Here is a 24,148-nt window from a genome sequence, read left to right on the forward strand (position 1 = left end):
GACAGAGAAACTCAACTCAATACGCGTTCTCGTTCTTGGTCAGCAGCGAGACCGGCGTCTTCAGGAGAATGACGAGGTCGAACAGCACCGACCAGTTCTCGATGTAATAGAGGTCGAACTCGACGCGCTTCTGGATCTTCTCTTCGTTGTCGATCTCGCCGCGCCAGCCGTTGATCTGGGCCCAACCGGTGATGCCCGGCTTGACGCGGTGGCGGGCGAAATAGCCGTCCACGGCTTCGTCGAACAGCCGGCTCTGCAGCTTGCCCTGCACCGCATGCGGGCGCGGGCCGACCAGCGACAGATTGCCTGAAAACACCACGTTGAAGAGCTGCGGCAGCTCATCCAGGCTGGTCTTGCGGATGAAGCGGCCGACGCGGGTGACGCGCGGATCGTTCTTGGTCACCACCTTCGAGGCGGTCGGGTCGGCCTGATGGTGGTACATCGAGCGGAACTTGTAGACGTCGATGCGCTCGTTGTTGAAGCCGAACCGCTTCTGTCGGAACAGCACCGGGCCGGGGCTGTCGAGCTTCACGGCGAGCGCAACCAACGCCATCACCGGCAGGGCTGCGAGCAGCGCAAGGCTGCCGACAATACGGTCGAACAGCCATTTCATCACCAGGTCCCAATCGGTGATCGGCGCCTCGAACACGTCGAGCGTCGGCACCTCGCCGAGATAGGAATAGGAGCGGGGCCGGAAGCGCAGCTTGTTGGTGTGCGCGGAGAGGCGGATATCGACCGGCAGCACCCAGAGCTTCTTCAGCATCTCCAGGATGCGCGTCTCCGCCGAGATCGGCAGCGCGAACAGCACGAGGTCGACGCGGGTGCGGCGGGCGAACTCGACGATGTCGTCGACCTTGCCGAGCTTGCGCGCGCCGGCGCAGGTGTCGAGCGCGCGGCTGTCGTTGCGGTCGTCGAACACGCCGAGCACGTGGATGTCGGAATCCTCCTGCGCCTTCAGCGCCTCGACCAGTTCCTCGCCGTTGCTGTCGGATCCGACGATGATGGTGCGGCGGTCGAGCCGGCCCTGGCGCGCCCAGGCGCGGACCAGCGCGCGCAGCACCAGGCGCTCGGCAATCAACGCGGCGAGTCCGAGGAAGTAGAAGGCGGCGAGCCACAGCCGCGAGATTTCGCTGCCGAACTTGGCGAAGAAGGAGATGCCGATGAAGAGCAGGAAGACGAACGACCAGGACGAGATCATCCGCGTCATCTGCCGGAGCTGACCACGGAACAGCTGCACCTGGTAGATGTCGGCGGCCCGGAAGCAGACCACGGCGGCGATGGCGACGGCGATGACCTCGGCCGGATAGATCCAGCTGAACGCCCCCGCGAGCGGCATGACGTAGCCGAGATAGATTGCGATGCCGACGAGGCTCAGCAGCGCGAAATCGGCAAGGCGCACGAAGCCGGCGATCACGATCGGCGAATAGGCGCGGGCGACCTTCTGGTTGACGACTTCGAGCGCGGCAGGCGAGAGCCGGCGACGGCGCTCCACGAAGGGCTGGTCAGCAGGCTTTGCCGCAGCGTTGGCCGCGGCATCGAGCATCGAGCGTGCGTTGAGCGGTTCCACGGGCGTTCACGTCCATTCCAGACCCGCGGCACAGCCTTGCGCCCGGGCAAGCATCCCCTGGCGCTTCGATTATCGAACAAATCGGAAGATTTTCTAAAGCTGGCTTAAGGATGGTTAATGATTGGCAAATGCGTCGCGATAGCCGGCGAGCACGCCCTCGACCATCGCGGCTTGCGAGAAGTGCGCCGAGATACGCTCGCGCAAGGAGAGTGCGCGTTGCTCGGTCGTTTGCGGATCGTCCAGCGCTGCGGCGATCGCCTCCGCCATGGCCTCGGGATCGCTGGGCGCGAACAGCGCGGGGCTGTCGACGCCCAGGATCTCGGGAATGCCGCCGATCTTGGATGCGATCATCGGAATGCCCGCGGCGCCGGCCTCGATCACGACGTAAGGCATGGAATCGCCGCGCGAGGGGACGACGAGCAGCCGCCCCTTGGAGAAGCCGTAGCGCGCCTTGACGTGACCGATGAAGCGGATGGCGCTCGCCAGGCCGAGCCGCTCGACCTGTGCTTTCAGCGCGGCCGTCTCCTCGCCGTCGCCGCCGAGCGTGAGCGTCACCTTCTTGCCGCCCTCGTGCAGGCGCGCCACAGCATCGACCAGCAGGTCGGCGCCCTTGATGTGCCTGAACTCGCCGACATAGCAGAGGTCGGTCGCATCCTCGGCGGTGACGACCGGCTCGAATTCCTCCGGCGTCACGCCATTGAAAACGCAGTGCACCACGCCCTTGGGCGTGCCGACGATGCGCTGATAGGTGTCGCGGGCAAAGGCGCTCTCGAACAGAAACAGGTCCGTCGAGTCCATCAGCGCGCGTTCGAGCCGTGCGTAGAATTCGCCTTTGAAGGTGTTGAGCGGATAGTGCAGCGAGCCGCCATGCGGGGTGTAGATCCGGATCGTGTCGTCCGAGCGCCGCCGCATGCGGATGAAGGCACCGGCCTTGGCGCCGTGGCCGTGCAGCACGTCGGGCTTGAGCGTGGCGATGAGCCGCCGCATGCGGAGCCATACCAGGACGTCGTCGGGCGACGGCTCGCGGCGGATCGCCATGCGGTGGACGCCGAGCTTCAGGCGCGGCGCAAGCTCGGTCAGCGCCTTGTCGGCGCGCTCGCCGCCGGTGAGGCTGTCGGCGAGGATGCCGACATGATGGCCGCGGTCGACCTGGCCGTTGGCGACGTCGAGGATGTGCCGGAAGATCCCGCCGACCGGAGCGCGCACGGCGTGAAGGATGCGAAGCGGCCGGTCGGGAGAGGGGGGCATGATCAAAACCAGCTCGACGGCGACTTGCCGAACAATTCTCACGAAATAATCGAGATGGATTAAGGGGCCTCGTGGTTAACAAACGGTGACGGGTCGACGTGCACAAGGCGCGGGTCGTCACGATTAACCCAGCGGCAACCTTAATGGAGTGTAATCGCCCCGGTTGAGGTAGAGTCGCAGCGTTGCCCTGCGGGAGTGTTCGATGCGTTTAGCGTTCTGGCGTGCCGGCAAGGACAAGGCTGTGATCGCGCGGGCCGTCGCGAAGTCCAAAGGCGAAGCTGCGCCCAAGAGCGAAACGAAGGCTGAAAAGCGCGAAGCGAAGGCCGAAAAGATCGAAGCCAAGGTTGAGGCCAAGATCGAAGCGAAGCCGGCAGCGAAGTCCGCGCCCGTCATCGCCAAGCCTGGGCAGGTCGAATCCGGCGACATCGACCTGCACGCGCTCGGTGCGGCCCTGGCGCGCAAGCGCGGCTGGGTCATCGTGCCGACGGTGCTGGCGCTCGTTGCCTCGCTCGCCATCGTCAATCTCGTCACGCCGCGCTACAAATCTGAAACCCGGATTCTGATCGACGGCCGCGAGAACGTGTTCCTGCGTCCGAACAGCGACCGCACCGAGGAGCGGCAGGCGCTCGATGCCGAGGCCGTCACCAGCCAGGTGCAGCTGGTGCTGTCGCGCGATCTCGCTCGCGAGATCATCAAGAAGAACAAGCTCGCCGAGCGCCCCGAATTCGACCCCGTCCTGCAGGGCATCTCGCCGCTCAAGTCGCTTGCCGCGCTCGTCGGCATCGTCCGCGATCCGTTCGCGATGACGCCGGAAGAGCGCGTGCTCGATTCCTATTACGAACGCCTTCAGGCCTACGCCGTCGACAAGTCGCGCGTGATCGTGGTCGAATTCCAGTCCGCCGATCCCGAGCTTGCCGCGCGCGTCGCCAACTCGATCGCAGACGGCTATCTCGTGCTGCAGCAGGGGGCGCGCCAGGAGCAGGCCAAGAACGCCAGTCAATGGCTGGCCGGCGAGATCGAGAGTTTGCGCAAGAAGGTCTCGGACGCCGAAGCCAGGGTCGAGGACTTCCGTTCAAAGTCCAGCCTGTTCATCGGTACCAACAACACCACGCTGTCGAACCAGCAGATGGGCGAGGTCAACACCCAGCTCAACAATGCGCGCTCGATGAAGGCGGATGCGGAATCCAAGGCACGGCTGATCAAGGAGATGCTCCAGAGCGGCAAGCCGATCGAGGCATCCGAAGTCGTAAACTCCGAATTGATGCGCCGGCTGTCGGAGCAGAGGGTCACGCTGCGCGCCCAGCTCGCCGAGCAATCGTCGACGCTGCTCGGCAATCATCCCCGGATCAAGGAGCTGAAGGCGCAGCTCGGCGACCTCGACAATCAGATCCGCGATGAAGCCGCCAAGATCTCGCGCTCGCTCGAGAACGACGCCCGCATCGCCAGCGGCCGGGTCGATGGCCTCACCGTGAGTCTCGAGCAGCTCAAGAAGCAGGCGGCCTCCACCAACGGCCAGGACGTCCAGCTCCGCGCGCTGGAGCGGGAAGCCAAGGCGCAGCGCGATCTGCTCGAGACCTATCTCGCCAAGTACCGCGAGGCCAACACCCGCGAGACCATCGACACCGCGCCGACCGACGGCCGCATCATCTCGCGCGCCATCGTCTCGAACACGCCGGCCTATCCGAAGAAGCTGCCGATCGTGCTGATCGCGACGATCGCAACGCTGCTGCTCTCGTCCGGCGTCGTCGTCACCGGCGAGCTGCTGCGACAGACCGCGCCGGGCGCGGCGATGAGCTCTGCGCCGGCGCCGGTGCGCCAGGAGCCGCTGGTCGTTCAGCGGGCCATCGAGCCCGTGGTCGACAGGGGCGGCGAACCAATGTTGGATCCGATGTTGGCGGAGCCCGCGCCGCTGCAGCCGGAGATAACGGCCGATTTGGATACGAGCGAATTCGCCGAGATCGAACGTCTGGCCGACGAACTGCGTGCCGCAGGCACTGCGGCCAAGAAGGTCACGGTGCTCGGCACGGCGCCCGGCGAAGCCATCACGCTGTCGACGCTGACGCTGGCGCGGAACCTGGCGCGCGATGCACGCGTCGTCGTGCTCGATCTCGCCGCCTCCTCGCCGACCATTGCCGCAGTCTCCGCCGATGCGCAGGCTCCCGGCCTTGCCGAGCTGATGCAGGGCGAGGCCTCGTTCGCGCAAGTCATCACCCGGGACAAGCTGTCGCGGCTGCATCTGGTGATGGCCGGCCGTCCCGGCTTCGACCGCAGCCTGCTGCAATCGCCGCGCGTCGCACTCGCGATCGACGCGCTGCTGCGGGCTTACGACCACGTGCTGATCGATGCCGGCAGCGCCTCCGACCTTCCGGCCGAGCTGTTGACGGCGCATGCCCGCGCCGTCGTGGTGCCCGACGCCGCGATGGCACCGGATGCGCGCGCGCAGATGTGCGAGCAGCTGAGAGCCGTCGGCTTCAGCGCGGTGGCGATGCTGAGCAAGCCGGTGCAGCCGTCCGGTGCCGCCGAGACGCCGCGCGTGGTCGCGGCGTAGGTGAGGGACGCCGCTGCCGGGCGTTCGTGAGACTGAGTGAAATTGGTGCTGCTCTTACCCTCCCCTGGAGGGGGAGGGTCGATCGCGCGCAGCGCGAGCGGGGTGGGGTGATCTCTCCACTCGGGCACTGTTGGATGTGGAGGAACCGTCACCCCACCCCGTTACGCATTTCGCTTCGCTGCATGCGTAACGACCCTCCCCCTCCAGGGGAGGGTGCAAGGCTCGCTGGTGGAGAGGTCTTACCCGAACGCCTGCCGCAGCCGGCGGGCCATGTCGAACAGCATCTGGTTCTGCTTCACCAGCCGCTTGCCGTGGCTGAGCGAGGACATCGCCATCGCCGCGAGCCTGCCGCGCGAGGTCAGGGGCACGAAGCTGTCGAAGATCTCCTCGTCGTCCTTGCAGAACATCCGCTTGTAATCGTCCGAGCCGATGCCGAGGTCGAGCGAGCGGTAGCCGCGCTCGCCGTAGCGGTCGATGATGTAGCGCATCAGGATCAGGCCGGGGCTGTAGCGGGCGTGCTCGGACATCGTATAGGTGTTGAACATCATCGAGAAGCGCTCGCCGTCGGCGACGCCGGCGAAGATCGCGATCACCTCCTCGTCGCATTCCAGCGCATGGATGTCGATCACGTGACCTTCGCCGCGCGGCGCGAGGCAGGCGCTGCGGACGAACTGCTCGACGCCGGGTTCGGCGAAGACGTTGGGGAGCTTCTGCTCCGCCATCCGCGCCGGCTTAACGCGGAAGAACCAATCGAGCAGGCGAATGACGTCTGCGTCCGACGTCGCCAGGTGATAGCGGTAGCCGGCGAGGGACTGAAGTTTCTTTTCCTTGCTCTTGAGGCGGCGGCGGAGGGAATTGCTGATCCGCGATGCCGGCGGGCCGTCCGGCTCCATCACCAGTCGCGGACAGCCGTTGATCGGGCGCTGCCGCGGCAGGGCTGCAAACGGGTTTTGCTGGTCGTGCCAGCGCTCGGGCTGCTGTGTCAGTGCGAGCACGTCGGCGTGCTCGCCGAGCGGCGCAAGCAGTGCATCGAGATCGGCGCTGGCGGCCTCGGCTGCGAACTCGGCGTTCCAAAGGCCCATATTGAAGGTCGTGTGCTTGCCGCCCATGAAGCCGGCGGTGCGCACGCCGTGGCCCTGCCGCAGCGAGAGCGGCAGCAGCAGGAGCGGGCGGCGATCGGCGTCGCGGGCGATCACGATGAACGGCCGGGCACCTTCACGGGCGCCGACCAGCCGCTGCCACGGATCGAGCAGATCGAAGCGCTGGTAGGGCGTGAAAAGATGGCCACTGGCCTCGAAGCCGCGCCAGACCGCCTCGGCCTCGGCGAGATCGGTGACGATGTCGACCTGTGCGATACGGCTCGCTCTCGACCGCGCTGGCGCTTCTGCCGTCCGGCTTTGCATCGCCGCAGCCATGGTCATTCGCGAAACCTGTCGAGAAATCGAAAATACGTACTTCGGCCCGTGGCCGACCTTTGCAAACAAAGGTCAACAAAGGGTAATGACTTGGGCGAGGGAACTGACCGCCGGCGCGCGCGAAGGGTGGGATTTTGGCTTCCGACGACAGATGGCTGGAACGGCTGCGCCTCGAGCTGGCCTGGTTCACCGGCCAGGCCGCGCTGCGTAGTCGCGGTGCCGGCGCCATCCTGCGCTTCCGCTACGTGCGGCCGCGGCGGCGCGGATTTCAGCCGCTGCGCGAGCACGAGATCACGCCACAATTCCTCGACCGCGCCATCCGCGCGCTGAAGCGGTGGAACTACGATTTCCTCGGCATGGACGAGGTCTGCCGGCGTGCGGTGACGCTGCCGGAGAAGCGGCGCTTCGTGGCGCTGACCTTCGATGGCGCCGGCAAGGATCTCATCAGCTTCGCCTATCCGGTGCTGGCGCGTCACGCCGTGCCATTCACGATCTATGTGCCGACCGCTTTTCCCGACGGGGTCGGCGAGGCCTGGTGGCTCGGGCTGGAGCAGGTGATTGCGCGCGAGAGCCGCATCGACCTGATGATGGGCGAGAAGGAGCAGCGCTTCACGGTCGCCGACAAGGCCGGAAAGCAGGCGCTGTTCTCGCATCTGGAGAGCTGGCTGCGCTCGCTGCCGCCGGCGGATGTGTCGGCAGCGATCGCCGATCTCTGTACGCGCTATCGGATCGACCTCGCTGCGCTCTCGCGCGAGGCGTCGATGGATTGGGAGGACCTCGCCAGGCTCGCCGCCGATCCGCTCGTGACCATCGGCAGCGCAACGGTGAACTATCCGATGCTGGCCAACATGAAGGACGCAGCCGCGCTGCGCGAGATGACGATGGGCAAGGCCGTGGCGGAATCGGCCTTCCAGCGCGAGATCAGGCATTTCGCCTATCCGTTCGGCGACCGCGCTTCGTTCCGGCGCAACCACGTCGTGATGGCGGAGCAGGCGGGCTTCGCCAGCGCGGCCTCGACGATCCCAGGCATCGTGGAGGCGGAGGGACGCACGAACTTGCGCGCGCTGCCGCGGATCTCCTGGGACGGGCGCGGGCGCTCGCTGCGGATGCTGCGCGTGCTGGTGTCGGGCGCCGCCTTTGCGCCGGTGCGGCCGACCGGGAGCGCTACGAGCCAGACCTGAGGCGATCGGGCCGCTGCATCCAGCTCACGATCGGCATCGCCGGCAGCACCCAGCCCATGCCGACCACGACGTAGTAGATCGCCTGCCGCCAGCCGGATTCGGCGATCCACGGCATCTGCGCCGCCGCCATGCCGAGCAGGGCCCAAACGGTGGCCAGCACCAGCAGCAGGATGGCGCCGAGGAACTTGCGGGTGCGGATCGTCATGGCGGGAACTTTAAGGCTTTCGCGTTACTTGCGCTGCGGGAGCGGGGGACTATAAGGGGCACGCAATCCGGTTCAAGTCTCTTCGCCACAGGCTTGGTTTTGTCTTTGAAATGACGACGAATTCCGCCCCATCCGAGCCGCATCGCGCCGTGCGCTGGTGGCTGATCTCTGTGGCCGCGCTGATCGCGCTGATGGTGCTGGTCGGCGGTGCGACACGGCTGACGGAATCGGGCCTCTCGATCGTCGAATGGAAACCGGTCACGGGCAGTGTTCCGCCGCTGTCGGAAGCGGCGTGGGCCGAGGCGTTCGAGGCCTACAAGAAGATCCCGCAATACCGCGAGCTCAATTCAGGCATGAGCCTGTCCGAGTTCAAGACGATCTTCTGGTGGGAGTGGAGCCACCGGCTGCTCGGCCGTTTCATCGGCGTCGCCTATCTCCTGCCGTTTCTGTACTTCCTTTGGCGCGGCGGATTGTCGGGTGAGCTGAAGCGCAGGCTGTGGCTGCTGTTCGCGCTCGGCGGCCTGCAGGGGGCGGTCGGCTGGTGGATGGTGGCCTCGGGCCTGACGGAACGCACCGAGGTGTCGCAATATCGGCTGGCGACGCATCTTTCGCTCGCGCTGCTGATCTTCGCCGGTATCGTCTGGACGGTGCGGCGCCTCGAGCAGCGACCTCAGATCGCGGCGCCCGCGCGGCTGCGGTTCACGAGCGCGGTGCTGCTCGTGGTGACCTTCGTGCAGATCTATTTCGGCGCGCTGGTCGCGGGCCTGCGTGCCGGGCGGGCCTATAACACCTGGCCTGAGATCGATGGGGCGCTCATCCCCTCGGCGGAACGGCTGTGGTTCGAGACGCCGTGGTGGCGCAACATGTTCGACAATGTGCTGACGGTGCAGTTCGAGCATCGCATGACCGCCTACGTGTTGATCGTGCTGGCGCTGCTGCATGCGATCGACGCGGTGCGCTCGCGTGCAGGTGCGGCAGCGAGCGGCGCGTTGTGGCTGTTCGCGGCGGTGAGCGTGCAGGCGGTGCTCGGCATCCTCACGCTGCTCAACCAGGTGCCGATCGATCTCGCGCTGACCCATCAGGCGGTTGCGATCGTGGTGTTGACGCTGGCAGTGGTGCAGGTGGAGCGGCTGGCGTCACGGCAGTCGGCGCAGGCGCAGCCGCGCGCGGTCCCCGTGGGTCAGCCCGGCTGATCACCATCAGCCCGGCTGATCAGCAATAGCCGTAGACGCCGCACGCATAGGGCAGGCGCCAGAAATAATCGACCTGTTTCCCGCCGTAATAGGCGCCCTGATAATCGTAGCTCCAGGGGCGGCCGTAATAGCCGGGCAAGGTGTGGGAGCCCGGCAGCAGCGGCGTGCCCGGCAGGTTGCGGATGTAGCTGCCGATGCCGTAGGCCGGCGAGATCAGCGCATCCGGATCGGTTTCGACATAGACCTGAGGTGGTTCCTGCGGCGGCCCGGCCGCGCGCCGCTTCGGCGTCGCCGGCAGATCGGCGGCAATGGCCGCCGAGGCCGTCAGCATCACAGCCAGGGCGGGCACCATCCAGCGCAGCATCGTCGGCTCCGAATCAAAAGGGGCGATCCAAGCACGACGTATGGGGCAGATATGGTTAATGAGGGTTAACCGGCGGCGGCCAAAACGGCCGCCGTCGTTCCCAGGCGCTACGCCCCCAGCGCCTGTTCCAGATCCGCGATCAGGTCCTCCTTGTCCTCGATGCCGACCGAGATCCGGACCACGTCCGGGCCGGCGCCGGACTTGATCTTGGCGGCATCGTCGAGCTGGCTGTGCGTGGTCGAGGCCGGATGGATCACCAGCGAGCGGGTGTCGCCGACATTGGCGAGGTGCGAGAACAGCTGCAGCTTCGAGACCAGGCTGACGCCGGCGTCGTAGCCGCCCTTCAGGCTGAAGGTGAACACCGCGCCGGCGCCCCGCGGCGCGTATTTGCGCGCGAGCTGATTGTACTTGTCGCTCGGCAACCCGGCATAGCTCACCGAGGCCACCGCCGGATGTCCCGCGAGGTATTCGGCAACGGCCTTGGCATTGTCGCAGTGCTTCTGCATGCGCAGGGGCAGCGTCTCGATGCCGGTCAGGATCATGAAGGCGTTGAACGGCGACAGCGCCGGGCCGAGGTCGCGCAGGCCGAGCACGCGGCAGGCGATTGCGAAGGCGAAATTGCCAAACGTCTCCTGGAGGCGGATGCCGTGATATTCCGGGCGCGGCTCCGAGAGCATGGGGTACTTGCCGCCCGTGGACCAGTCGAAGGTGCCGGCATCGACGATGATGCCGCCGAGGGAATTGCCGTGGCCGCCCAGGAATTTCGTCAGCGAGTGCACGACGATGTCAGCGCCATGATCGATCGGGCGGATCAGATAGGGCGAGGCTAGCGTGTTGTCGACGATCAGCGGCACGCCCGCCTTGCGCGCCACGGTCGAGATCGCCTCGATGTCGGTGATGCTGCCGGCGGGGTTGGCGATGGACTCGATGAAGATCGCTTTCGTGCGCGGCGTCACCGCACGCTCGAAGCTCGCGGTATCGTCGGGATCGGCCCACACCACGTTCCAGCCAAAGCTCTTGAAGGCGTGCGTGAACTGGTTGATCGAGCCGCCATAGAGCTTTCGCGCGGCGATGAATTCGTCGCCGGGTTGAAGCAGCTGCTGCAGCACCACGACCTGCGCGGCATGGCCGGAAGCGACCGCGAGCGCGGCCGTGCCGCCTTCGAGCGCGGCGACGCGTTCTTCCAGCACCGCATTGGTGGGATTGCCGATGCGGGTATAGATGTTGCCGAACGCCTGCAGGCCGAACAGCGAGGCGGCGTGGTCGGCATCGTTGAAGACGAAAGAGGTCGTTTGATATATCGGAGTCGCGCGCGCGCCGGTGGTGGGGTCGGGCTGTGCACCGGCATGCACGGCGAGCGTTGAAAATCCCGGAAGGCGATCGCTCATTTGGGCGTCCTGTTCTTGTGGCCTGAAATTCGCGCGGCATGCTGATCGGCGCCGTGCCCGCCGTCAAGGCGCGGCGTCACATCGGAATCATTTTGGGAACGATCGTGCTGCGCATTGTCGCGTTTGCGAAACGAAGCCTTCGCAATCGCGTCAGCTTTGCTCGCTCTTGTTCTTCGCGGCGCGGTCCGATGCGGCGGTGTCGCCACCGCCGACACTCATCCGATTGAGGGACAGCCGCATGCCCTGCGTCGGCACCGGCGCGCGCTTGGAACTGAGCGTGCGCGAATTCACGCCCATCCAGGAGATTTCTGACGACAGGCGGCCATATTCGATCTTGGGACAGCGGTTCATGACCACCTTGATCCCGACTGATTCCGCTTTCGCCGCTGCCGCGTCGTCGCGCGCGCCGAGCTGCATCCAGATCACCTTCGGCAGCGGGTCGAGCGTGAGCGCCTCCTCGACGACGGGCATGATGTGGCTGGAGTTGCGGAAGATGTCGATCATGTCGACGGGACGGCCGATGTCCGACAGTGACGCGACGAACGGCTTGCCGAGCAGCTCCTTGCCGACATGGCCGGGATTGACCGGGATCATGTCGTAGCCGCGCTGCATCAGGTATTTGAACGCGAAATAGCTCGGCCGCACGTTAACCGGCGAGGCCCCGACCATCGCGATCGATTTCACGCTGTTGAGGATGCCGCGGATGTAATTGTCGGGATAGGCGTCGTGGTTCATCACTTATCTTTTCTTGTTGGCGGGGGTCATTCATCCCGCCATGTCGGCGCACGCTTCTCGATGAAGGCGCCGATGCCTTCCTCGGCGTCGCGCGCCATCATGTTCTCGGTCATCACCTCTGCGGCATAGCGATAGGCGTCCGCAAGGCTCATCTCGGCCTGGCGGTAGAAGGCCTCCTTGCCGAGCTTGACCGTGTAGGCGGATTTCAACGCGACCTGTTGCGCGAGCTCGATCGCGGCGCCGAGTTCGGTGCCGGCCGGAACGACACGGTTGACGAGCCCGATCTCGCGGGCGCGTTCGGCCGTGACAGGCTCGCCCGTCAGCAGCATCTCCATGGCCTGCTTGCGCGGGACGTTGCGCGACAGCGCCACCATCGGGGTCGAGCAGAACAGGCCGATATCGACGCCGGGTGTGGCGAACTTCGCCTCGTGCGATGCGATCGCAAGATCGCAGCTGGCGACGAGCTGGCAGCCGGCAGCGGTCGCGATGCCCTGGACGGCCGCGACCACGGGCTTCGGCAGATGCACGACCGCCTGCATCATCGCGCTGCAGGCCGTCATGATCTGCGCAAAATAAGCCCGGCCGCGGTCCGGATCGGTGCGGCGCGCGCTCAGTTCCTTTATGTCGTGGCCGGCGGAAAAAGCGGGGCCGTTGGCCGCGATGACGGCCGCGCGGATGTGCTTGTCTTCCGCGATCGCGTTGAGGCTCGCATGCAGCTGTCCGATCATCGCCTCGGAAAGGCTGTTGCGCGCGGCTGGTCGGTTCAGCGTGAGCACGGCGACGCTGCCGACGATCTCGCGCAGCAGGATCGGCGGTTGCGGGGAGGGGGCGCGGGCGGCCTGAACGGACATTGACGCGATTTCCGCTAAATGATTGCAATTGGATGACACCGATAACTTAATGTAACAGGGCAGGCGAAGCGAGGGTGGGGACGGCATGGCGTTAGCGAAAATGAGCGTGGCGGAGCTCGAGCGGTTCCTCCGTGACGAATTTCCTCAGGCCTTCAGCGGTGACGACATCACGATCGAGAGCGCGGACGGCCAGACCAGCCTCTTGCGCCAGCGCTACAGCGAGCGGATGTTGCGGCCCGGCGGAACCGTGTCCGGGCCAACGCTGATGGCGCTCGCGGATTTCGCGATGTACGTGGTGCTGCTGTCCGCGATCGGGCCGATCGGGCTCGCCGTCACCACCAATCTCAACATCAACTTCCTGCGCAAGGGCCAGCCCGGGCAGGACGTGCTGGCTGAGGCCCGGCTGCTCAAGCTCGGCAAGCGCCTTGCGGTCGGGGAGGTGAACCTCTTGTCCGGGACCTCACCCGATCCGATCGCCCATGTCACCTCGACCTATTCCATTCCAAACGTTTGAGCTTTTTGCAGGTAATATCGCACCATATTTTTAAATTATTGATTTTGCTTATCTATTTTCAGCTCTGGGGCATTGACCGTTGCGCCGCTCTTCTCTAGAACCGCGCGCAGTCTGGCGCGGTGTTCGCGCCGATATCTCCCGTCCACGGAAACTCCGACATGAAAACCTTTTCGGCAAAGCCGGCTGAGGTGACGAAGAAGTGGGTGCTGATCGACGCCAAGGGTCTGGTCGTCGGCCGCCTCGCTACCATCGTCGCCATGCGCCTGCGCGGCAAGCACCTCCCGACCTACACCCCGCACGTCGATTGCGGCGACAACGTCATCATCATCAACGCGCAGCATGCGGTCCTCACCGGTCGCAAGCGCGAGCAGAAGACCTACTACAAGCACACCGGCTATGTCGGTCACGTCAAGGAGCGCACCGCGCGCCAAATCCTCGAAGGCCGTCATCCCGAGCGCGTGCTCGAGAAGGCCGTCGAGCGCATGATCCCGCGTGGTCCGCTCGGCCGCGTGCAGATGGGTAACCTCCGTGTCTACGGCGGCGCCGATCATCCGCACGAGGCGCAGCAGCCCGAGAAGATCGACATCGCCAAGTTGAACCGCAAGAACACGAGGGCCGCATAACATGGCCGAATCCATTCAGTCGCTCGACCAGCTCTCGCAGCTCAAGACGGCGGCCGCGCCCGAGGCGCCCAAGCACGAGAAGAAGGTCGACAAGTTCAACCGCGCTTACGCCACCGGCAAGCGCAAGGACGCGGTCGCCCGCGTCTGGATCAAGCCGGGCGCCGGCAAGGTCACCGTCAACTCGCGCGAGGTCGAGGTCTATTTCGCCCGTCCCGTGCTGCGCATGATGATCGAGCAGCCGTTCTCCGTGGCCCAGCGTTCGGGCCAGTACGACGTGATCTGCACCGTCGCCGGCGGCGGCCTGTCCGGCCAGGCCGGCGCGGTCCGTCACGGCATCTCCAAGGCGCTCACCTATTTCGAGCCGGAGCTGCGCTCCGTGCTCAAAAAGGGTGGCTTCCTCACCCGCGACTCGCGCGTGGTCGAGCGCAAGAAGTACGGCAAGGCCAAGGCCCGCCGCTCCTTCCAGTTCTCGAAGCGTTAATCGCATTTGTCGCATTCGCCGCGAAAGCGGCTTCAATGAGATGCAAAAGGGCGCTGATTTCAGCGCCCTTTTTGTTGTTCGTTTGTATGCAAATTGATGGCGTGTTTCCCGAAAACTTAGGGATCGGCGAAAACCTGAATGGAACCCGCGAGCCCTAGCGTCGCCTTCGGAAGGGCGCGCAAATCGGCTGGGCCGATCGCGTAACTGCTATGTTCTAGAGGGGGCCGACATGATGTCGCTCGATAGCATCACGCTCTATTTGGTCGCCACAATGGTTGCCGCACTGCTCGGCGCCATGATGGTGTTTTTCGGCAAGCAGGAGAAAAGCCCAGCGCTGAAATGGTGGGGCACCGCCTATCTGCTCGGTGCCGCCTCCGTCGCACTATGGACCGCGGCTGGCGACAGGCTGGGGCCGCACATTTACCTTGCGCTGAACGCTGTCGGTTTCGTCGCCTGCGGCATGGTCTGGAACGCGGCGCGCGTCTTCCACGGCCGCAACCCGAACTGGCCGGGGCTCGTGCTCGGCGCGCTCGCCTGGGTCGCTGCTGCGACGCTGCTCGATCCCGCGGCATCGATGCTGCGCATGCTCGTCGGTGCCGGCATCGTCTCGGTGTATGCGGCGCTGACTGCGAGCGAGCTCTGGACCGAACGGCGCAAGAGCGTGCAACGGCGCTGGCCCGCCTTCGTGATGCCGGTGATGCACGGCTGCGTGTTGATGCTGCCGATCCTGATCGGCAGCTTCCTGCGCCCGCATGATGCCGGCTTCTCCTCGAGCATCTGGGTCACCGTGTTCGCGGTCGAGCTCATACTCTATGCCGTCGGTACCGTGTTCGTGATCTTCATGCTGGTGTCGGAACGCACCGTCACCGCGCACCGGACGGCGGCATCGACCGATCCCTTGACCGGCATGCTCAACCGGCGCGGCTTCTCGGAGGCTTGTGCGCGCGTGATCGAGCGCGAGGCCAAGGCCGGGCGGCCGGTGACCGTGATGATCTTCGACATCGACCATTTCAAGTCGATCAACGACCGCTTCGGCCATCCCGCCGGCGACGAGATGCTGAAGCTGTTCTCGACGGTCGTGGTCAGCAATTTGCGCATCTCCGACCTGTCGGGCCGCATCGGCGGCGAGGAGTTCGCCGCGCTGTTGCCGTGCTCGCTGGAGGAGGGCGTGCTGGTCGCCGAGCGCGTGCGCGAGGCGTTCGAGACCTCCGGCGTCGTCGTCGATGAAGGCCCGGTCGATACCACCGTCAGCATCGGTGTCGCCGGCGGTCCGGCCGGCACCGAGCTCGAGGTGTTGCTGGCCTCGGCCGATACGGCGCTCTATCAGGCCAAGCGCGGCGGCCGCAACCGCGTCGAGGCGGCCGAAGAGCTGCCGCTGTCGCTGGAGAACTGGCGCCGCCAGAGCGCGGCGCGGACCGGCGCACCGCAGGCGCGCCCGGTCACCGCGTGAGCATGCAGGGCGGGCTTGCGGTAAATCTCTGTTTACCATTCGATCCCTACCATCGTGGTCATGGAATCGATCCGTCGACGGAATCCGCAAGCCGCCCTGATGTCGCTCGAAGCCGAAGCTGCCTCGGCCCGCGGCGGTTTCGCCTGTCTGTTCTCCACCGCGGACGAATACGAGAGCGCGCTGATCACCGAGCGCCGCGCGCAAGGACGCTACACGCAGCAACGCAGCTACTGGCCGTTCGTGTTGTTCACGGGTTGTGCGCTGATTGTGACGGGCACCGTCCTGCTGTTCGCCTGACGCACCCGCAATTTGGCCGGGCAGGGCGCCGTTTCGGCGCCTTTTTCTTTGGCGCCGGCTACGCTAGACACGGGCATCGAACAAACAGGGTGGAAAGCCGATGATCACCGAGATCGCGCAAATCGACGTCAAGCCGGGCAGCGAGAAGGACTTTGAGGCGGCCGTTGCCAAGGCCAAGGCCGCTTTCGGCCGCTCCAAGGGCTTTCACGGCTTCGAGCTGCACAAGTCGATCGAGAAGCCGCAGCGTTACCGGCTGATGGTGAAATGGGCGACGCTGGAGAACCACACCGTGGACTTCCGCGGCTCGGAGAATTTCACCGAATGGCGCGGCCTGGTCGGCCAGTATTTTGCCGCGTCTCCCGAGGTCGAGCACACCGAGACCGTGCTGACGACCTGAGGCCTTATGTCGGGAGCATGATCGGAAAACCGCTCCACACTTTGCGCTAACGCGGCCCTCCGGGTCCGGATCATGCTCTAGGCCGCCTCCGCGAGAGGCGACGCCTCGTAGGTCTTGACGTGGTCGATCATGACCTTGGCGATCGCGACCAGCGGAAGCGCCAGCGCCAGGCCCCAGATGCCGAACACGACGCCGAGCAGGATCTGGAACGCGAACAGCGTGGCCGGCGGGATGTCGAGTGCCTGGCGCTGCAGGATCGGCGTCAGCACGTAGCTTTCCATGGCGTGCACGCCCATGAACAGCAGAAATGCCGACAAAGCGGGGATCCAGCCCGAGGCGAGGCTCGCCAGTACCACGATGACGCCGGCGATGATGGCTCCCACCGTGGGGATGAAGGCGAGCAGGCCCGCCTGAATTCCTAGGATGAACGCGCCGGGGATGCCGATGACGGCAAGTCCGATCCAGGTTACGGCACCGACCGCGATCATGACGATGATCTGGGCGATCAGCCAGCGCTCGAGCGTTTCAGCGATACGGTCGATGACCAGGGCGACACGGGTACGGTGCCGCGCCGGTGCCAGGAACAGCAGGCCGTCATGATAGACGCTGGGCTGGGCGGCGAAGGCCAGGCCCAGGAACAGTACGATGAAGATGTTGCCGACCCCGTGAATGGTGCCGAGCAGCAGCTTGAATGTCTGGCTCACGATCGCCCCGCCGCTGGAGGCGAGCGTGCCGGCACTGGGCAGCGGAGCGCGCGAAGGAGTTGCCGGCGCGGGCGTCACCTCCGAGGAGGTGTTGGCGGCGGGGTCCGATGCAGCGTTGCCGAGATCGAAGAAGCTGGTGTCGATACCGTGGTTCTCGAGCAAGGACCTGACATTGGAGATCTGCGACTTGATGGTCTTGCTCAGCAGCGAGGCCTGTTCGGCAATGGTGGCGCCGCCGAGATAGGCGACGCCCGCGAGCAGCAAAGCGAGCGCGACGCAGACGATTGCAAGCCGGATCGTGTGAGGCAGGTGGACCCGGCGGCCGAGGGCATTGACCAGAGCGTTGAGACCGAGACCGAGCAGCATGCCGGTGAAGATCAGCAGCAGGGTGGCGGCAAAATACCAGGTGAAGGCGAGCAGCGCGCTGAACAGCACGACGCCGATGCCTCCGACCGCGATCGCCCAGGCCTGATCCCGCGCGAGGTCGGCACGGGAGCGGGATCGTTCATCTGCGGGAAAGGTCACATCGTATCCTGTCTTTTGGTGGCTGCAATGGGGGCACTCTTTCGACAAACACGCTTCCGATCAAGAGCGGCAACGCGCCGGTTTGACGCTGCCTCGCGAACGGTGCAGAGCGGTGGCGAAAAGGAAGTGAGGGGCGCTTGGGCGTTATCAGCAAGTGGGCCGGTCTGCTCGGGCTGTTGGCTTTGCTCGTCGGCGGCGACCAGATCCGGATCAACCGGCCGGACCACAAATACCGCCTGACCGTCGAGGTGACGACGCCCGCCGGGATCAAGACCGGGTCGGCCATTCTCGCTGTCGTGCCCGATCGCAACTATAACCGCAGCGGCCGCACCACGACGCGCGGGGAGGCCGTGTTCGTCGATCTCGGCCAAGGCAAGAACGTCGTGGTCTTGCTGGCGCACCAGCAGGGCGCCAAGCTCGACCTCGACGACATCAACTATGTGGCGCTCCGCGCCTATGGCGCCGCGCGCGGCAGCCGGGTGTCGTTCAAGGACATGAGCCGGCAGACCGGCATTGTCCCGGTGCAGGGGGAGCTCATCCCCGTGCTCGTGAGCTTTGGCGATCTCAAGGATCCCAAGACCGCGCGCCGTGTCGCCAGCGACAAGGCAGAGGCAATCCTGGGCGAGGGCTATGCGATCCGCAGCTTCTCCGCCGAGGTGGTGCCCAACGGGTTCTGGCCGATCGACTTCGGAGGCGCGCTCGGGGAGCCCGTGACGCGCGGAATCGAGGCCAAGCTTCCCTGGCTGGTCGCGCCGGGCGAGACAGCGGCAATTGCGCTGAGGGCCGCGGGTCTGCCCGTGGAGGGCGGGTTGGACGCCCGGGAGGCATTTGCGCGAAAATAGCATTGCCGTCCCGCGATCCCCTCTGTTGAATTTGTTCCATCGGAGGGGCATGTTCGGGGAATCTTCTTATCCGGAGGCGCGGAACGAGAGATGAGAAAGCCGGTCGTCGGCGTGATCGGGAATTCCTATCGCGTCGAGAATCGATTTCAGGTCCAGATGGTTGGCGAGCGAAACCTGCGCGCCGTGGCCGAAGTCTCCGGCGGCTTGCCGCTGATGTTCGCTGGAGCCCCCGACATCACGGATATCCCGGCGCTGCTCGATACCGTCGACGGCATCATCCTGACCGGGGCCCGGGCCAACGTTCACCCAACCCGCTTCAACGTCGATCCCTGCGAGAAGCACGAACCCTACGACATCCACCGCGACGAAGTTGCGCTGGCCCTCTCGGTCGCCTGCGTCGCCCGCGGCATTCCGCTGTTCGGCATTTGCCGCGGCCTGCAGGAGATGAACGTCGCCTTCGGCGGCTCGCTGCATCCCGAGATCCGCGAGATTCCCGGCCGCATGAACCACCGCATGCCCCGGCTCGAGAACGGCGAGATCCATCCCGATCCGACCGTGGTGTTCGCCGACCGCCACGACGTCGAGCTGACGCCCGGCGGCGCTTTCGCCACGATTCTCGGCTGCGAGAAGATCCGGGTCAATTCGCTGCACGGACAGGGCATTCTCGATCCCGGCAAGCGCGTGCTGATCGAAGGCATCGCCGAGGACGGCACCATCGAGGCGATTCGCATCGCGGAAGCCCCGAGCTTTGCCCTCGGCGTGCAATGGCACGCGGAGTACGACCCGCAGCACAATCCGATCAACCGCAAGCTGTTCGAGGCCTTTGGCGAGGCGCTGGTGACAAGGCAGAAGGCGGAGGCGTAGCCGCGGTCGTGTCCCGGACCAGCTGCAACGCGGAGCGTTGCGGCGCAGAGCCGGGAATCCAGCTTCTGCCACGTTGCGCACTCGGCTTGGACTGAGTAGGGCGGATTAGCCGAAGGCGTAATCCGCCATCTTTAGTTCATGGGACAGCTGCAATGCCGAACTACCGCCGTGCATTTGTTCCAGGTGGCTGCTGGTTCTTCACGGTCAATCTTCATGATCGTAGGCAGCGGCTGCTCGTCGAGCACATCGCAGCGCTGCGCGCGGCCGTTGCAGCGACCCGTCGGGACTATTCGTTCACTATCGATGCGTTTGTCGTGCTCCGGACCACCTTCATGCGGTCTGGACGCTTCCCCGCGGCGATGCCGACTTTTCGATGCGGTGGAGATTGATCAAAATGCGCTTCGCGAAGTCCCTGCCGAAGACAGAGCCTTTAACCGCTGTACAGATCGCAAAGACGGGAGCGTGGCGTTTAACTTTGGCGAACGTGCGTGAGCGTCGCACGCAGTAGGCGGATTACGCCTTCGGCTAATCCGCCCTACGAGGACTGTTTATCCAAGGTGCATCCCGAATTTCCGACGGAGTAAACCAATCAGTAGGAATTGCTCCGTCCTGGCTTTTGCGGCTCTGATTTGTTCTTCGAGAACGAATTGGAGTCAGATGCAGAACGAAAGCTGATGGCTCCGTGGCGCGGGGTTTCTCTACTGTGTTGAATCGTAGGTGCGCACAGGCTGTGCCCAGCGAGTGATGAAGGATTGCGGCGGCTCGTGCGTGAGTCCTGGAATTTTCGGTTCAACGTACGCTCGCCGAGGCCGAGCGCGTCGGCAATCCTGCATGGGCATTCCCATTGCGTTGCACAATCGCAATGTTGATCTCCACGCGCAGCATTGAGGTTCATGAGAAGAATACCATATGCTCTGCAAGGGAGCCCGTGCCGTGCAGACCATGAAGGCGGCCCTCGTTGCGGCGATCACCGCCGTGGCTTTGAGCTGCTGCCTCCTTCCCAGCTCAGCGGAGGAGAGCAAGCGCGTAGCCCTTGTTGTTTCGATCGACGGGGCGATTGGCCCGGCGTCAGCCAGCTACGTGCGGGAGGCTTTGGCCATGGCGAGCGAGCGGCGCGCCGAGGTCGTGCTTCTGAGGATGAACACGCCCGGCGGGCTCAATTCCAGCATGCGCGAGATCATCGCGGATGTGCTCGCCTCGCCCGTCCCTGTCATTGGCTACGTCGCTCCCTCCGGCGCCCACGCGGCGAGTGCGGGGACCTATATCCTTTACGCGACCCACATCGCGGCGATGGCACCAGGTACCAACATCGGTGCGGCGACGCCGGTCCAGATTGGCGGGCCGCTGCCGGGCCTGCCGAGCGGCACACCCGACAAGGATGGCAAAGACAAGAGGGATGAGCCGAAGGACGCGATGACGGCGAAGGCCACGAACGATGCCGTCGCCTTCATCCGAAGCCTCGCCGAGCTGCGCAACCGCAATGCGGAGTGGGCGGAGAGGGCGGTCCGCGAGGCCGCAACACTCTCTGCCAACGGCGCGCTGGAGGCACATGCCATCGATCTCGTCGCGCGCGATCAGGCTGAATTGCTGCGGCAGGTTGATGGCCGTGTGGTGGAGCTCGCAGGCGGCAAGACGCAACGCCTCGCAACAAAGGATGCTTTCGTCGAAGCCATCGAGCCCGGACGGATATCCCGGTTCCTGGCGGTCATCACCAACCCGAACGTGGCGTTCATTCTCCTGATGGTCGGTATCTACGGCCTGATCTTCGAGTTCATGTCTCCCGGAGCCGTCGCCCCGGGAGTCGTCGGCGCGATCTGCCTGCTGATCGGCCTCTATGCGCTCAATTTGCTGCCGATCAACTATGCCGGCCTCGCCCTGATGCTGGTGGGACTCGTGCTTCTCACCGTCGAAGCCTTCAACCCGACCGTGGTGGTCGGCTTCGGCGGCATCATCGCTTTCGTGCTGGGAGCAATGATGCTCTTCAGGAGCGAGGCGCCTGGATACCAACTGTCCTGGTGGGTGATCGGCACCACCGCGGTCGTGTTCAGCGGCTTTGCTCTGGTCGTGCTTGGCTCGCTTCGGCGCGTCCGCAAAGCTCCTGCGCTGGTCGGCGCACAGGCCATGCGCGGCTTGCCCGCCGAGGTTCTCGACTGGAACGGGAACGAAGGTCATGTCTTCGCCCATGGTGAGCGCTGGCAGGCGCGCGGCGCCGAAACCTTCAAGCCCGGAGAGACGGTGGAGGTCGCCAATGTCGTCGACCTGACGCTGCTGATACGCCGCACACCCGCCCGGACAGGCGAGGGAGGTACATCATGACGCTGGAATATCTGACGTATGCGGCGCTTGCGCTGCTTGTCATCGTGTTTCTATCCCAGGCTATTCGAATCCTGCGCGAATACGAGCGCGGCGTCGTCTTCACGCTCGGCCGCTTTACCGGTGTGAAGGGCCCGGGCCTGATACTCCTCATCCCGATCGTGCAGCAACTCGTCAAGGTCGATCTGCGGGTGATGGTGCAGGTGGTGCCGCCGCAGGACGTGATTTCGCGGGACAACGTCTCCGTCAAGGTCAACGCCGTCCTGTACTTCCGCATCGTCGACCCCGAGCGCGCCATCATCAAGGTCGGCGACTACATGGCGGCGACCAGCCAGCTCGCCCAGACCACGTTGCGTTCGGTGCTCGGCAAGCATGAGCTCGACGAGATGCTTGCCGAGCGCGACAGGTTAAACGCCGATATCCAGGAGATCCTCGACAAGCAGACTGACGTCTGGGGCATCAAGGTCACCGGCATAGAGATCAAGGACGTCGATATCAACGAAACCATGGTTCGCGCGATTGCCAAACAGGCTGAGGCGGAGCGCTTGCGGCGAGCCAAGGTGATCAATGCGATGGGCGAGCAGCAGGCCGCCGAAAAGCTCGTCGAAGCCGGCCGGATCCTGGCGCAGGAGCCTCAGGCAATGCAGCTGCGTTACTTCGCGGCTCTGCACGACATCGCCGGTGAGCGCTCGTCGACCGTGGTGTTTCCGCTCCCCACCGGCCTGCTCGACCATTTGATGCCGCGACCTAACAACCCGTAACAGAAAGCGGCGAGGTGCTGATCGCGAGCGGGCGTCACGGCTCCGACCGAGCTGCAGCGGCGATGTGGTCGAGACTCCTCAAACGAAAAGGCGCCTCCTTCCGGAAGCGCCTTTTGCTTGTCGCGGATGGTTCAGGCCGATCAGCCCGAATAGTACATGTCGAACTCGACCGGATGCGGGGTCATCTCGAAGCGCTCGACCTCGGTCATCTTCAGCTCGATATAGGCGTCGATGAAGTCGTCGTCGAACACGCCGCCGGCCTTGAGGAAGGCGCGGTCCTTGTCGAGGTTTTCGAGCGCCTCGCGAAGCGAGCCGCACACGGTCGGGATCTGCTTCAGCTCTTCCTTCGGCAAATCGTAGAGGTCCTTGTCCATCGCCGGACCCGGATCCATCTTGTTCTTGATGCCGTCGAGGCCGGCCATCAGCATCGCGGCGAAGCCGAGATAGGGATTGGCGAGCGGATCGGGGAAGCGCACCTCGACGCGCTTGGCCTTCGGCGAAGCGGTGTAGGGGATGCGGCACGACGCCGAGCGGTTGCGCGCGGAATAGGCGAGCAGCACGGGGGCCTCATAGCCCGGGACCAGACGCTTGTAGGAGTTGGTCGACGGGTTGGTGAAGGCGTTGATCGCCTTGGCGTGCTTGATGATGCCGCCGATATAGTGGAGGCAGGTCTCCGATAGGTCGGCGTACTTGTTGCCGGCAAACACCGGCTTGCCGTCCTTCCAGATCGACTGGTGCACGTGCATGCCCGAGCCGTTGTCGCCGTAGACCGGCTTCGGCATGAAGGTGGCGGTCTTGCCGTAGATGTGCGCGACCTGGTGGATGCAGTACTTGTAGATCTGGATGTGGTCGGCCATCAGCGTCAGCGTGTCGAACTTCATGCCGAGCTCGTGCTGGGCGGAAGCGACCTCGTGGTGATGCTTCTCGACCTTGACGCCCATCTTGGCCATGGCGCCGAGCATTTCCGAGCGCATGTCCTGCACCGAGTCCTGCGGCGGAACCGGGAAATAGCCGCCCTTGGTGCGGACGCGGTGGCCGAGATTGCCGCCTTCATATTCGGTGTCGGAGTTGGTCGGCAGCTCCGAGGAGTCGAGGCGGAAACCGGTGTTGTAGGGGGTGGAGGAGAAGCGCACGTCGTCGAACACGAAGAACTCTGCCTCGGGGCCGACGAACACGGCGTCGCCCACGCCCATCGACTTCACCATCGCCTCGGCCTTCTTGGCGATGCCGCGGGGGTCGCGGTTATAGGGCTCGCCGGTGGTCGGCTCGAGCACGTCGCAGGTGATGACCATGGTGGTCTCGGCGAAGAACGGGTCGATCGTCGCGGTCACCGGATCGGGCATCAGGCACATGTCGGACTCGTTGATCGCCTTCCAGCCGGCGATCGAGGAGCCGTCGAACATCGTCCCTTCGGCGAAGATGTCTTCATCGATCATGCTGACGTCGAACGTGACGTGCTGCCACTTGCCGCGCGGATCGGTGAAGCGCAGGTCGACGTACTTCACGTCGTTGTCCTTGATCGATTTCAGGACGTCTTTGGCGGTCTTCATGCATACCCCTTATGGCTCTGCGGGTCGGTTTCCAGGTGAGCAAGATTGTTCTCGCTTTTGGCGAGTTCGCGCGCGACCGCACAAACGAAATCAGGCCGCCGAAGCAGCCTTATTTCTTGTCAGAGTGTCGCA

General features: G+C 64.9%; 24 protein-coding genes. 14 read left to right on the plus strand and 10 right to left on the minus strand.

From position 1 onward, the window contains the following. Positions 1 to 16: 16 nt before the first annotated feature. Both ABIA45_RS06830 and ABIA45_RS06835 read right to left on the minus strand, forming a co-directional pair. Positions 17 to 1,567, minus strand: a complete 1,551-nt coding sequence (locus ABIA45_RS06830) for an undecaprenyl-phosphate glucose phosphotransferase (RefSeq protein WP_404651468.1) — start codon at positions 1,565 to 1,567, stop codon at positions 17 to 19. 114 nt (positions 1,568 to 1,681) lie between these two features. Further along, the gene (locus ABIA45_RS06835) at positions 1,682 to 2,815 is read right to left on the minus strand and encodes a glycosyltransferase family 4 protein (RefSeq protein WP_404651469.1); all 1,134 of its coding nucleotides are present in this window, start codon (positions 2,813 to 2,815) and stop codon (positions 1,682 to 1,684) included. 202 nt (positions 2,816 to 3,017) lie between these two features. Here ABIA45_RS06835 and ABIA45_RS06840 point away from each other — a divergent pair, with 202 nt between their 5' ends. Next, positions 3,018 to 5,363 (plus strand): GumC family protein, encoded by a 2,346-nt coding sequence (locus ABIA45_RS06840; protein ID WP_404651471.1) that lies wholly within the window; start codon positions 3,018 to 3,020, stop codon positions 5,361 to 5,363. Positions 5,364 to 5,602: 239 nt separating this feature from the next. Here ABIA45_RS06840 and ABIA45_RS06845 read toward each other — a convergent pair whose 3' ends face one another. Continuing rightward, positions 5,603 to 6,784, minus strand: coding sequence for a GNAT family N-acetyltransferase (locus ABIA45_RS06845; protein ID WP_404651473.1), 1,182 nt, complete (start codon positions 6,782 to 6,784; stop codon positions 5,603 to 5,605). A gap of 128 nt (positions 6,785 to 6,912) precedes the next feature. Between ABIA45_RS06845 and ABIA45_RS06850 the strand changes: the two genes are divergently transcribed. After that, positions 6,913 to 7,959 carry a polysaccharide deacetylase family protein gene (locus ABIA45_RS06850; protein ID WP_404651475.1) on the plus strand — a complete coding sequence of 349 codons (1,047 nt, stop codon included), beginning with the start codon at positions 6,913 to 6,915 and terminating at the stop codon, positions 7,957 to 7,959. On the opposite strand, the gene ABIA45_RS06855 is transcribed toward ABIA45_RS06850, so the two are convergent. Next, positions 7,943 to 8,164 (minus strand): DUF2842 domain-containing protein, encoded by a 222-nt coding sequence (locus ABIA45_RS06855; RefSeq protein ID WP_036010340.1) that lies wholly within the window; start codon positions 8,162 to 8,164, stop codon positions 7,943 to 7,945. The two genes, ABIA45_RS06850 and ABIA45_RS06855, sit on opposite strands and share 17 nt — an antisense overlap. 110 nt (positions 8,165 to 8,274) lie before the next feature. On the opposite strand from ABIA45_RS06855, the gene ABIA45_RS06860 reads away from it, so the two are divergent. After that, positions 8,275 to 9,357 (plus strand): COX15/CtaA family protein, encoded by a 1,083-nt coding sequence (locus tag ABIA45_RS06860; protein ID WP_404651477.1) that lies wholly within the window; start codon positions 8,275 to 8,277, stop codon positions 9,355 to 9,357. Between the two features lie 19 nt (positions 9,358 to 9,376). Here the strand turns inward: ABIA45_RS06860 and ABIA45_RS06865 are convergent, their stop codons facing one another. The 4 genes from ABIA45_RS06865 to ABIA45_RS06880 all read right to left on the minus strand — a co-directional run bounded on the left by ABIA45_RS06865 (position 9,377) and on the right by ABIA45_RS06880 (position 12,695). Beyond that, positions 9,377 to 9,721: a hypothetical protein gene (locus tag ABIA45_RS06865; protein ID WP_271538049.1), complete on the minus strand. Its 345-nt coding sequence runs from the start codon at positions 9,719 to 9,721 to the stop codon at positions 9,377 to 9,379. Positions 9,722 to 9,828: 107 nt separating this feature from the next. Further along, positions 9,829 to 11,109 carry an O-acetylhomoserine aminocarboxypropyltransferase gene (locus ABIA45_RS06870; RefSeq protein ID WP_404651479.1) on the minus strand — a complete coding sequence of 427 codons (1,281 nt, stop codon included), beginning with the start codon at positions 11,107 to 11,109 and terminating at the stop codon, positions 9,829 to 9,831. Positions 11,110 to 11,259: 150 nt separating this feature from the next. Then, the gene (locus ABIA45_RS06875; RefSeq protein WP_157283523.1) at positions 11,260 to 11,844 is read right to left on the minus strand and encodes a CoA-binding protein; all 585 of its coding nucleotides are present in this window, start codon (positions 11,842 to 11,844) and stop codon (positions 11,260 to 11,262) included. Positions 11,845 to 11,870: 26 nt separating this feature from the next. After that, positions 11,871 to 12,695 carry an enoyl-CoA hydratase gene (locus tag ABIA45_RS06880; RefSeq protein ID WP_404651480.1) on the minus strand — a complete coding sequence of 275 codons (825 nt, stop codon included), beginning with the start codon at positions 12,693 to 12,695 and terminating at the stop codon, positions 11,871 to 11,873. A gap of 85 nt (positions 12,696 to 12,780) precedes the next feature. Here ABIA45_RS06880 and ABIA45_RS06885 point away from each other — a divergent pair, with 85 nt between their 5' ends. The 6 genes from ABIA45_RS06885 (at position 12,781) to ABIA45_RS06910 (ending at position 16,457) form a co-directional block, all read left to right on the plus strand. Next, positions 12,781 to 13,209, plus strand: coding sequence for a PaaI family thioesterase (locus ABIA45_RS06885; protein WP_024341189.1), 429 nt, complete (start codon positions 12,781 to 12,783; stop codon positions 13,207 to 13,209). A 158-nt stretch (positions 13,210 to 13,367) separates the two neighbouring features. Further along, entirely contained in the window at positions 13,368 to 13,832 is a 465-nt protein-coding gene (rplM, locus tag ABIA45_RS06890) for a 50S ribosomal protein L13 (protein ID WP_018642440.1), read from the plus strand. A 1-nt stretch (position 13,833) separates the two neighbouring features. Then, positions 13,834 to 14,313, plus strand: a complete 480-nt coding sequence (gene rpsI, locus ABIA45_RS06895; RefSeq protein WP_018642439.1) for a 30S ribosomal protein S9 — start codon at positions 13,834 to 13,836, stop codon at positions 14,311 to 14,313. Between the two features lie 229 nt (positions 14,314 to 14,542). Continuing rightward, positions 14,543 to 15,763: a diguanylate cyclase gene (locus ABIA45_RS06900; protein ID WP_404651483.1), complete on the plus strand. Its 1,221-nt coding sequence runs from the start codon at positions 14,543 to 14,545 to the stop codon at positions 15,761 to 15,763. A 60-nt stretch (positions 15,764 to 15,823) separates the two neighbouring features. Further along, positions 15,824 to 16,060 (plus strand): hypothetical protein, encoded by a 237-nt coding sequence (locus ABIA45_RS06905; RefSeq protein WP_157283526.1) that lies wholly within the window; start codon positions 15,824 to 15,826, stop codon positions 16,058 to 16,060. 100 nt (positions 16,061 to 16,160) lie between these two features. Further along, positions 16,161 to 16,457, plus strand: a complete 297-nt coding sequence (locus ABIA45_RS06910) for an antibiotic biosynthesis monooxygenase family protein (protein ID WP_404651484.1) — start codon at positions 16,161 to 16,163, stop codon at positions 16,455 to 16,457. Positions 16,458 to 16,534: 77 nt separating this feature from the next. On the opposite strand, the gene ABIA45_RS06915 is transcribed toward ABIA45_RS06910, so the two are convergent. Beyond that, positions 16,535 to 17,686, minus strand: coding sequence for an AI-2E family transporter (locus ABIA45_RS06915; protein ID WP_404651486.1), 1,152 nt, complete (start codon positions 17,684 to 17,686; stop codon positions 16,535 to 16,537). Positions 17,687 to 17,823: 137 nt separating this feature from the next. On the opposite strand from ABIA45_RS06915, the gene ABIA45_RS06920 reads away from it, so the two are divergent. From ABIA45_RS06920 to ABIA45_RS06940, 5 genes are all read left to right on the plus strand, one after another. Further along, entirely contained in the window at positions 17,824 to 18,528 is a 705-nt protein-coding gene (locus tag ABIA45_RS06920) for a hypothetical protein (RefSeq protein WP_275510075.1), read from the plus strand. 90 nt (positions 18,529 to 18,618) lie between these two features. After that, positions 18,619 to 19,392, plus strand: coding sequence for a gamma-glutamyl-gamma-aminobutyrate hydrolase family protein (locus ABIA45_RS06925; protein WP_036025392.1), 774 nt, complete (start codon positions 18,619 to 18,621; stop codon positions 19,390 to 19,392). A gap of 152 nt (positions 19,393 to 19,544) precedes the next feature. Then, entirely contained in the window at positions 19,545 to 19,781 is a 237-nt protein-coding gene (locus ABIA45_RS06930; protein ID WP_271538042.1) for a hypothetical protein, read from the plus strand. 544 nt (positions 19,782 to 20,325) lie between these two features. After that, positions 20,326 to 21,708, plus strand: coding sequence for a nodulation protein NfeD (locus ABIA45_RS06935; RefSeq protein ID WP_404655622.1), 1,383 nt, complete (start codon positions 20,326 to 20,328; stop codon positions 21,706 to 21,708). Continuing rightward, positions 21,705 to 22,466: a slipin family protein gene (locus tag ABIA45_RS06940; RefSeq protein ID WP_036025384.1), complete on the plus strand. Its 762-nt coding sequence runs from the start codon at positions 21,705 to 21,707 to the stop codon at positions 22,464 to 22,466. The genes ABIA45_RS06935 and ABIA45_RS06940 overlap by 4 nt, the downstream gene beginning before the upstream one ends. 140 nt (positions 22,467 to 22,606) lie before the next feature. Here the strand turns inward: ABIA45_RS06940 and glnA are convergent, their stop codons facing one another. Beyond that, on the minus strand, positions 22,607 to 24,016 hold the full coding sequence (gene glnA, locus ABIA45_RS06945; protein ID WP_036010292.1) for a type I glutamate--ammonia ligase: 1,410 nt from the start codon (positions 24,014 to 24,016) through the stop codon (positions 22,607 to 22,609). Positions 24,017 to 24,148 lie beyond the last annotated feature (132 nt).

Origin of the sequence: Bradyrhizobium sp. USDA 336 (genome assembly GCF_044908355.1) — a bacterium.
GTDB classification, from domain to species: domain Bacteria; phylum Pseudomonadota; class Alphaproteobacteria; order Rhizobiales; family Xanthobacteraceae; genus Bradyrhizobium; species Bradyrhizobium yuanmingense.

Excerpts from the sequence above, each read along its gene's own strand:
- ABIA45_RS06835 (WP_404651469.1), bottom strand. The coding sequence starts at position 2,815 with ATGCCCCCCTCTCCCGACCGGCCGCTTCGCATCCTTCACGCCGTGCGC.
- ABIA45_RS06840 (WP_404651471.1), top strand. The coding sequence starts at position 3,018 with ATGCGTTTAGCGTTCTGGCGTGCCGGCAAGGACAAGGCTGTGATCGCG.
- ABIA45_RS06845 (WP_404651473.1), bottom strand. The coding sequence starts at position 6,784 with ATGACCATGGCTGCGGCGATGCAAAGCCGGACGGCAGAAGCGCCAGCG.
- ABIA45_RS06855 (WP_036010340.1), bottom strand. The coding sequence starts at position 8,164 with ATGACGATCCGCACCCGCAAGTTCCTCGGCGCCATCCTGCTGCTGGTG.
- ABIA45_RS06860 (WP_404651477.1), top strand. The coding sequence starts at position 8,275 with ATGACGACGAATTCCGCCCCATCCGAGCCGCATCGCGCCGTGCGCTGG.
- ABIA45_RS06865 (WP_271538049.1), bottom strand. The coding sequence starts at position 9,721 with ATGCTGCGCTGGATGGTGCCCGCCCTGGCTGTGATGCTGACGGCCTCG.
- ABIA45_RS06870 (WP_404651479.1), bottom strand. The coding sequence starts at position 11,109 with ATGAGCGATCGCCTTCCGGGATTTTCAACGCTCGCCGTGCATGCCGGT.
- ABIA45_RS06875 (WP_157283523.1), bottom strand. The coding sequence starts at position 11,844 with ATGAACCACGACGCCTATCCCGACAATTACATCCGCGGCATCCTCAAC.
- ABIA45_RS06880 (WP_404651480.1), bottom strand. The coding sequence starts at position 12,695 with ATGTCCGTTCAGGCCGCCCGCGCCCCCTCCCCGCAACCGCCGATCCTG.
- ABIA45_RS06885 (WP_024341189.1), top strand. The coding sequence starts at position 12,781 with ATGGCGTTAGCGAAAATGAGCGTGGCGGAGCTCGAGCGGTTCCTCCGT.
- rplM (WP_018642440.1), top strand. The coding sequence starts at position 13,368 with ATGAAAACCTTTTCGGCAAAGCCGGCTGAGGTGACGAAGAAGTGGGTG.
- rpsI (WP_018642439.1), top strand. The coding sequence starts at position 13,834 with ATGGCCGAATCCATTCAGTCGCTCGACCAGCTCTCGCAGCTCAAGACG.
- ABIA45_RS06900 (WP_404651483.1), top strand. The coding sequence starts at position 14,543 with ATGATGTCGCTCGATAGCATCACGCTCTATTTGGTCGCCACAATGGTT.
- ABIA45_RS06905 (WP_157283526.1), top strand. The coding sequence starts at position 15,824 with ATGGAATCGATCCGTCGACGGAATCCGCAAGCCGCCCTGATGTCGCTC.
- ABIA45_RS06910 (WP_404651484.1), top strand. The coding sequence starts at position 16,161 with ATGATCACCGAGATCGCGCAAATCGACGTCAAGCCGGGCAGCGAGAAG.
- ABIA45_RS06925 (WP_036025392.1), top strand. The coding sequence starts at position 18,619 with ATGAGAAAGCCGGTCGTCGGCGTGATCGGGAATTCCTATCGCGTCGAG.
- ABIA45_RS06930 (WP_271538042.1), top strand. The coding sequence starts at position 19,545 with ATGCCGAACTACCGCCGTGCATTTGTTCCAGGTGGCTGCTGGTTCTTC.
- ABIA45_RS06940 (WP_036025384.1), top strand. The coding sequence starts at position 21,705 with ATGACGCTGGAATATCTGACGTATGCGGCGCTTGCGCTGCTTGTCATC.
- glnA (WP_036010292.1), bottom strand. The coding sequence starts at position 24,016 with ATGAAGACCGCCAAAGACGTCCTGAAATCGATCAAGGACAACGACGTG.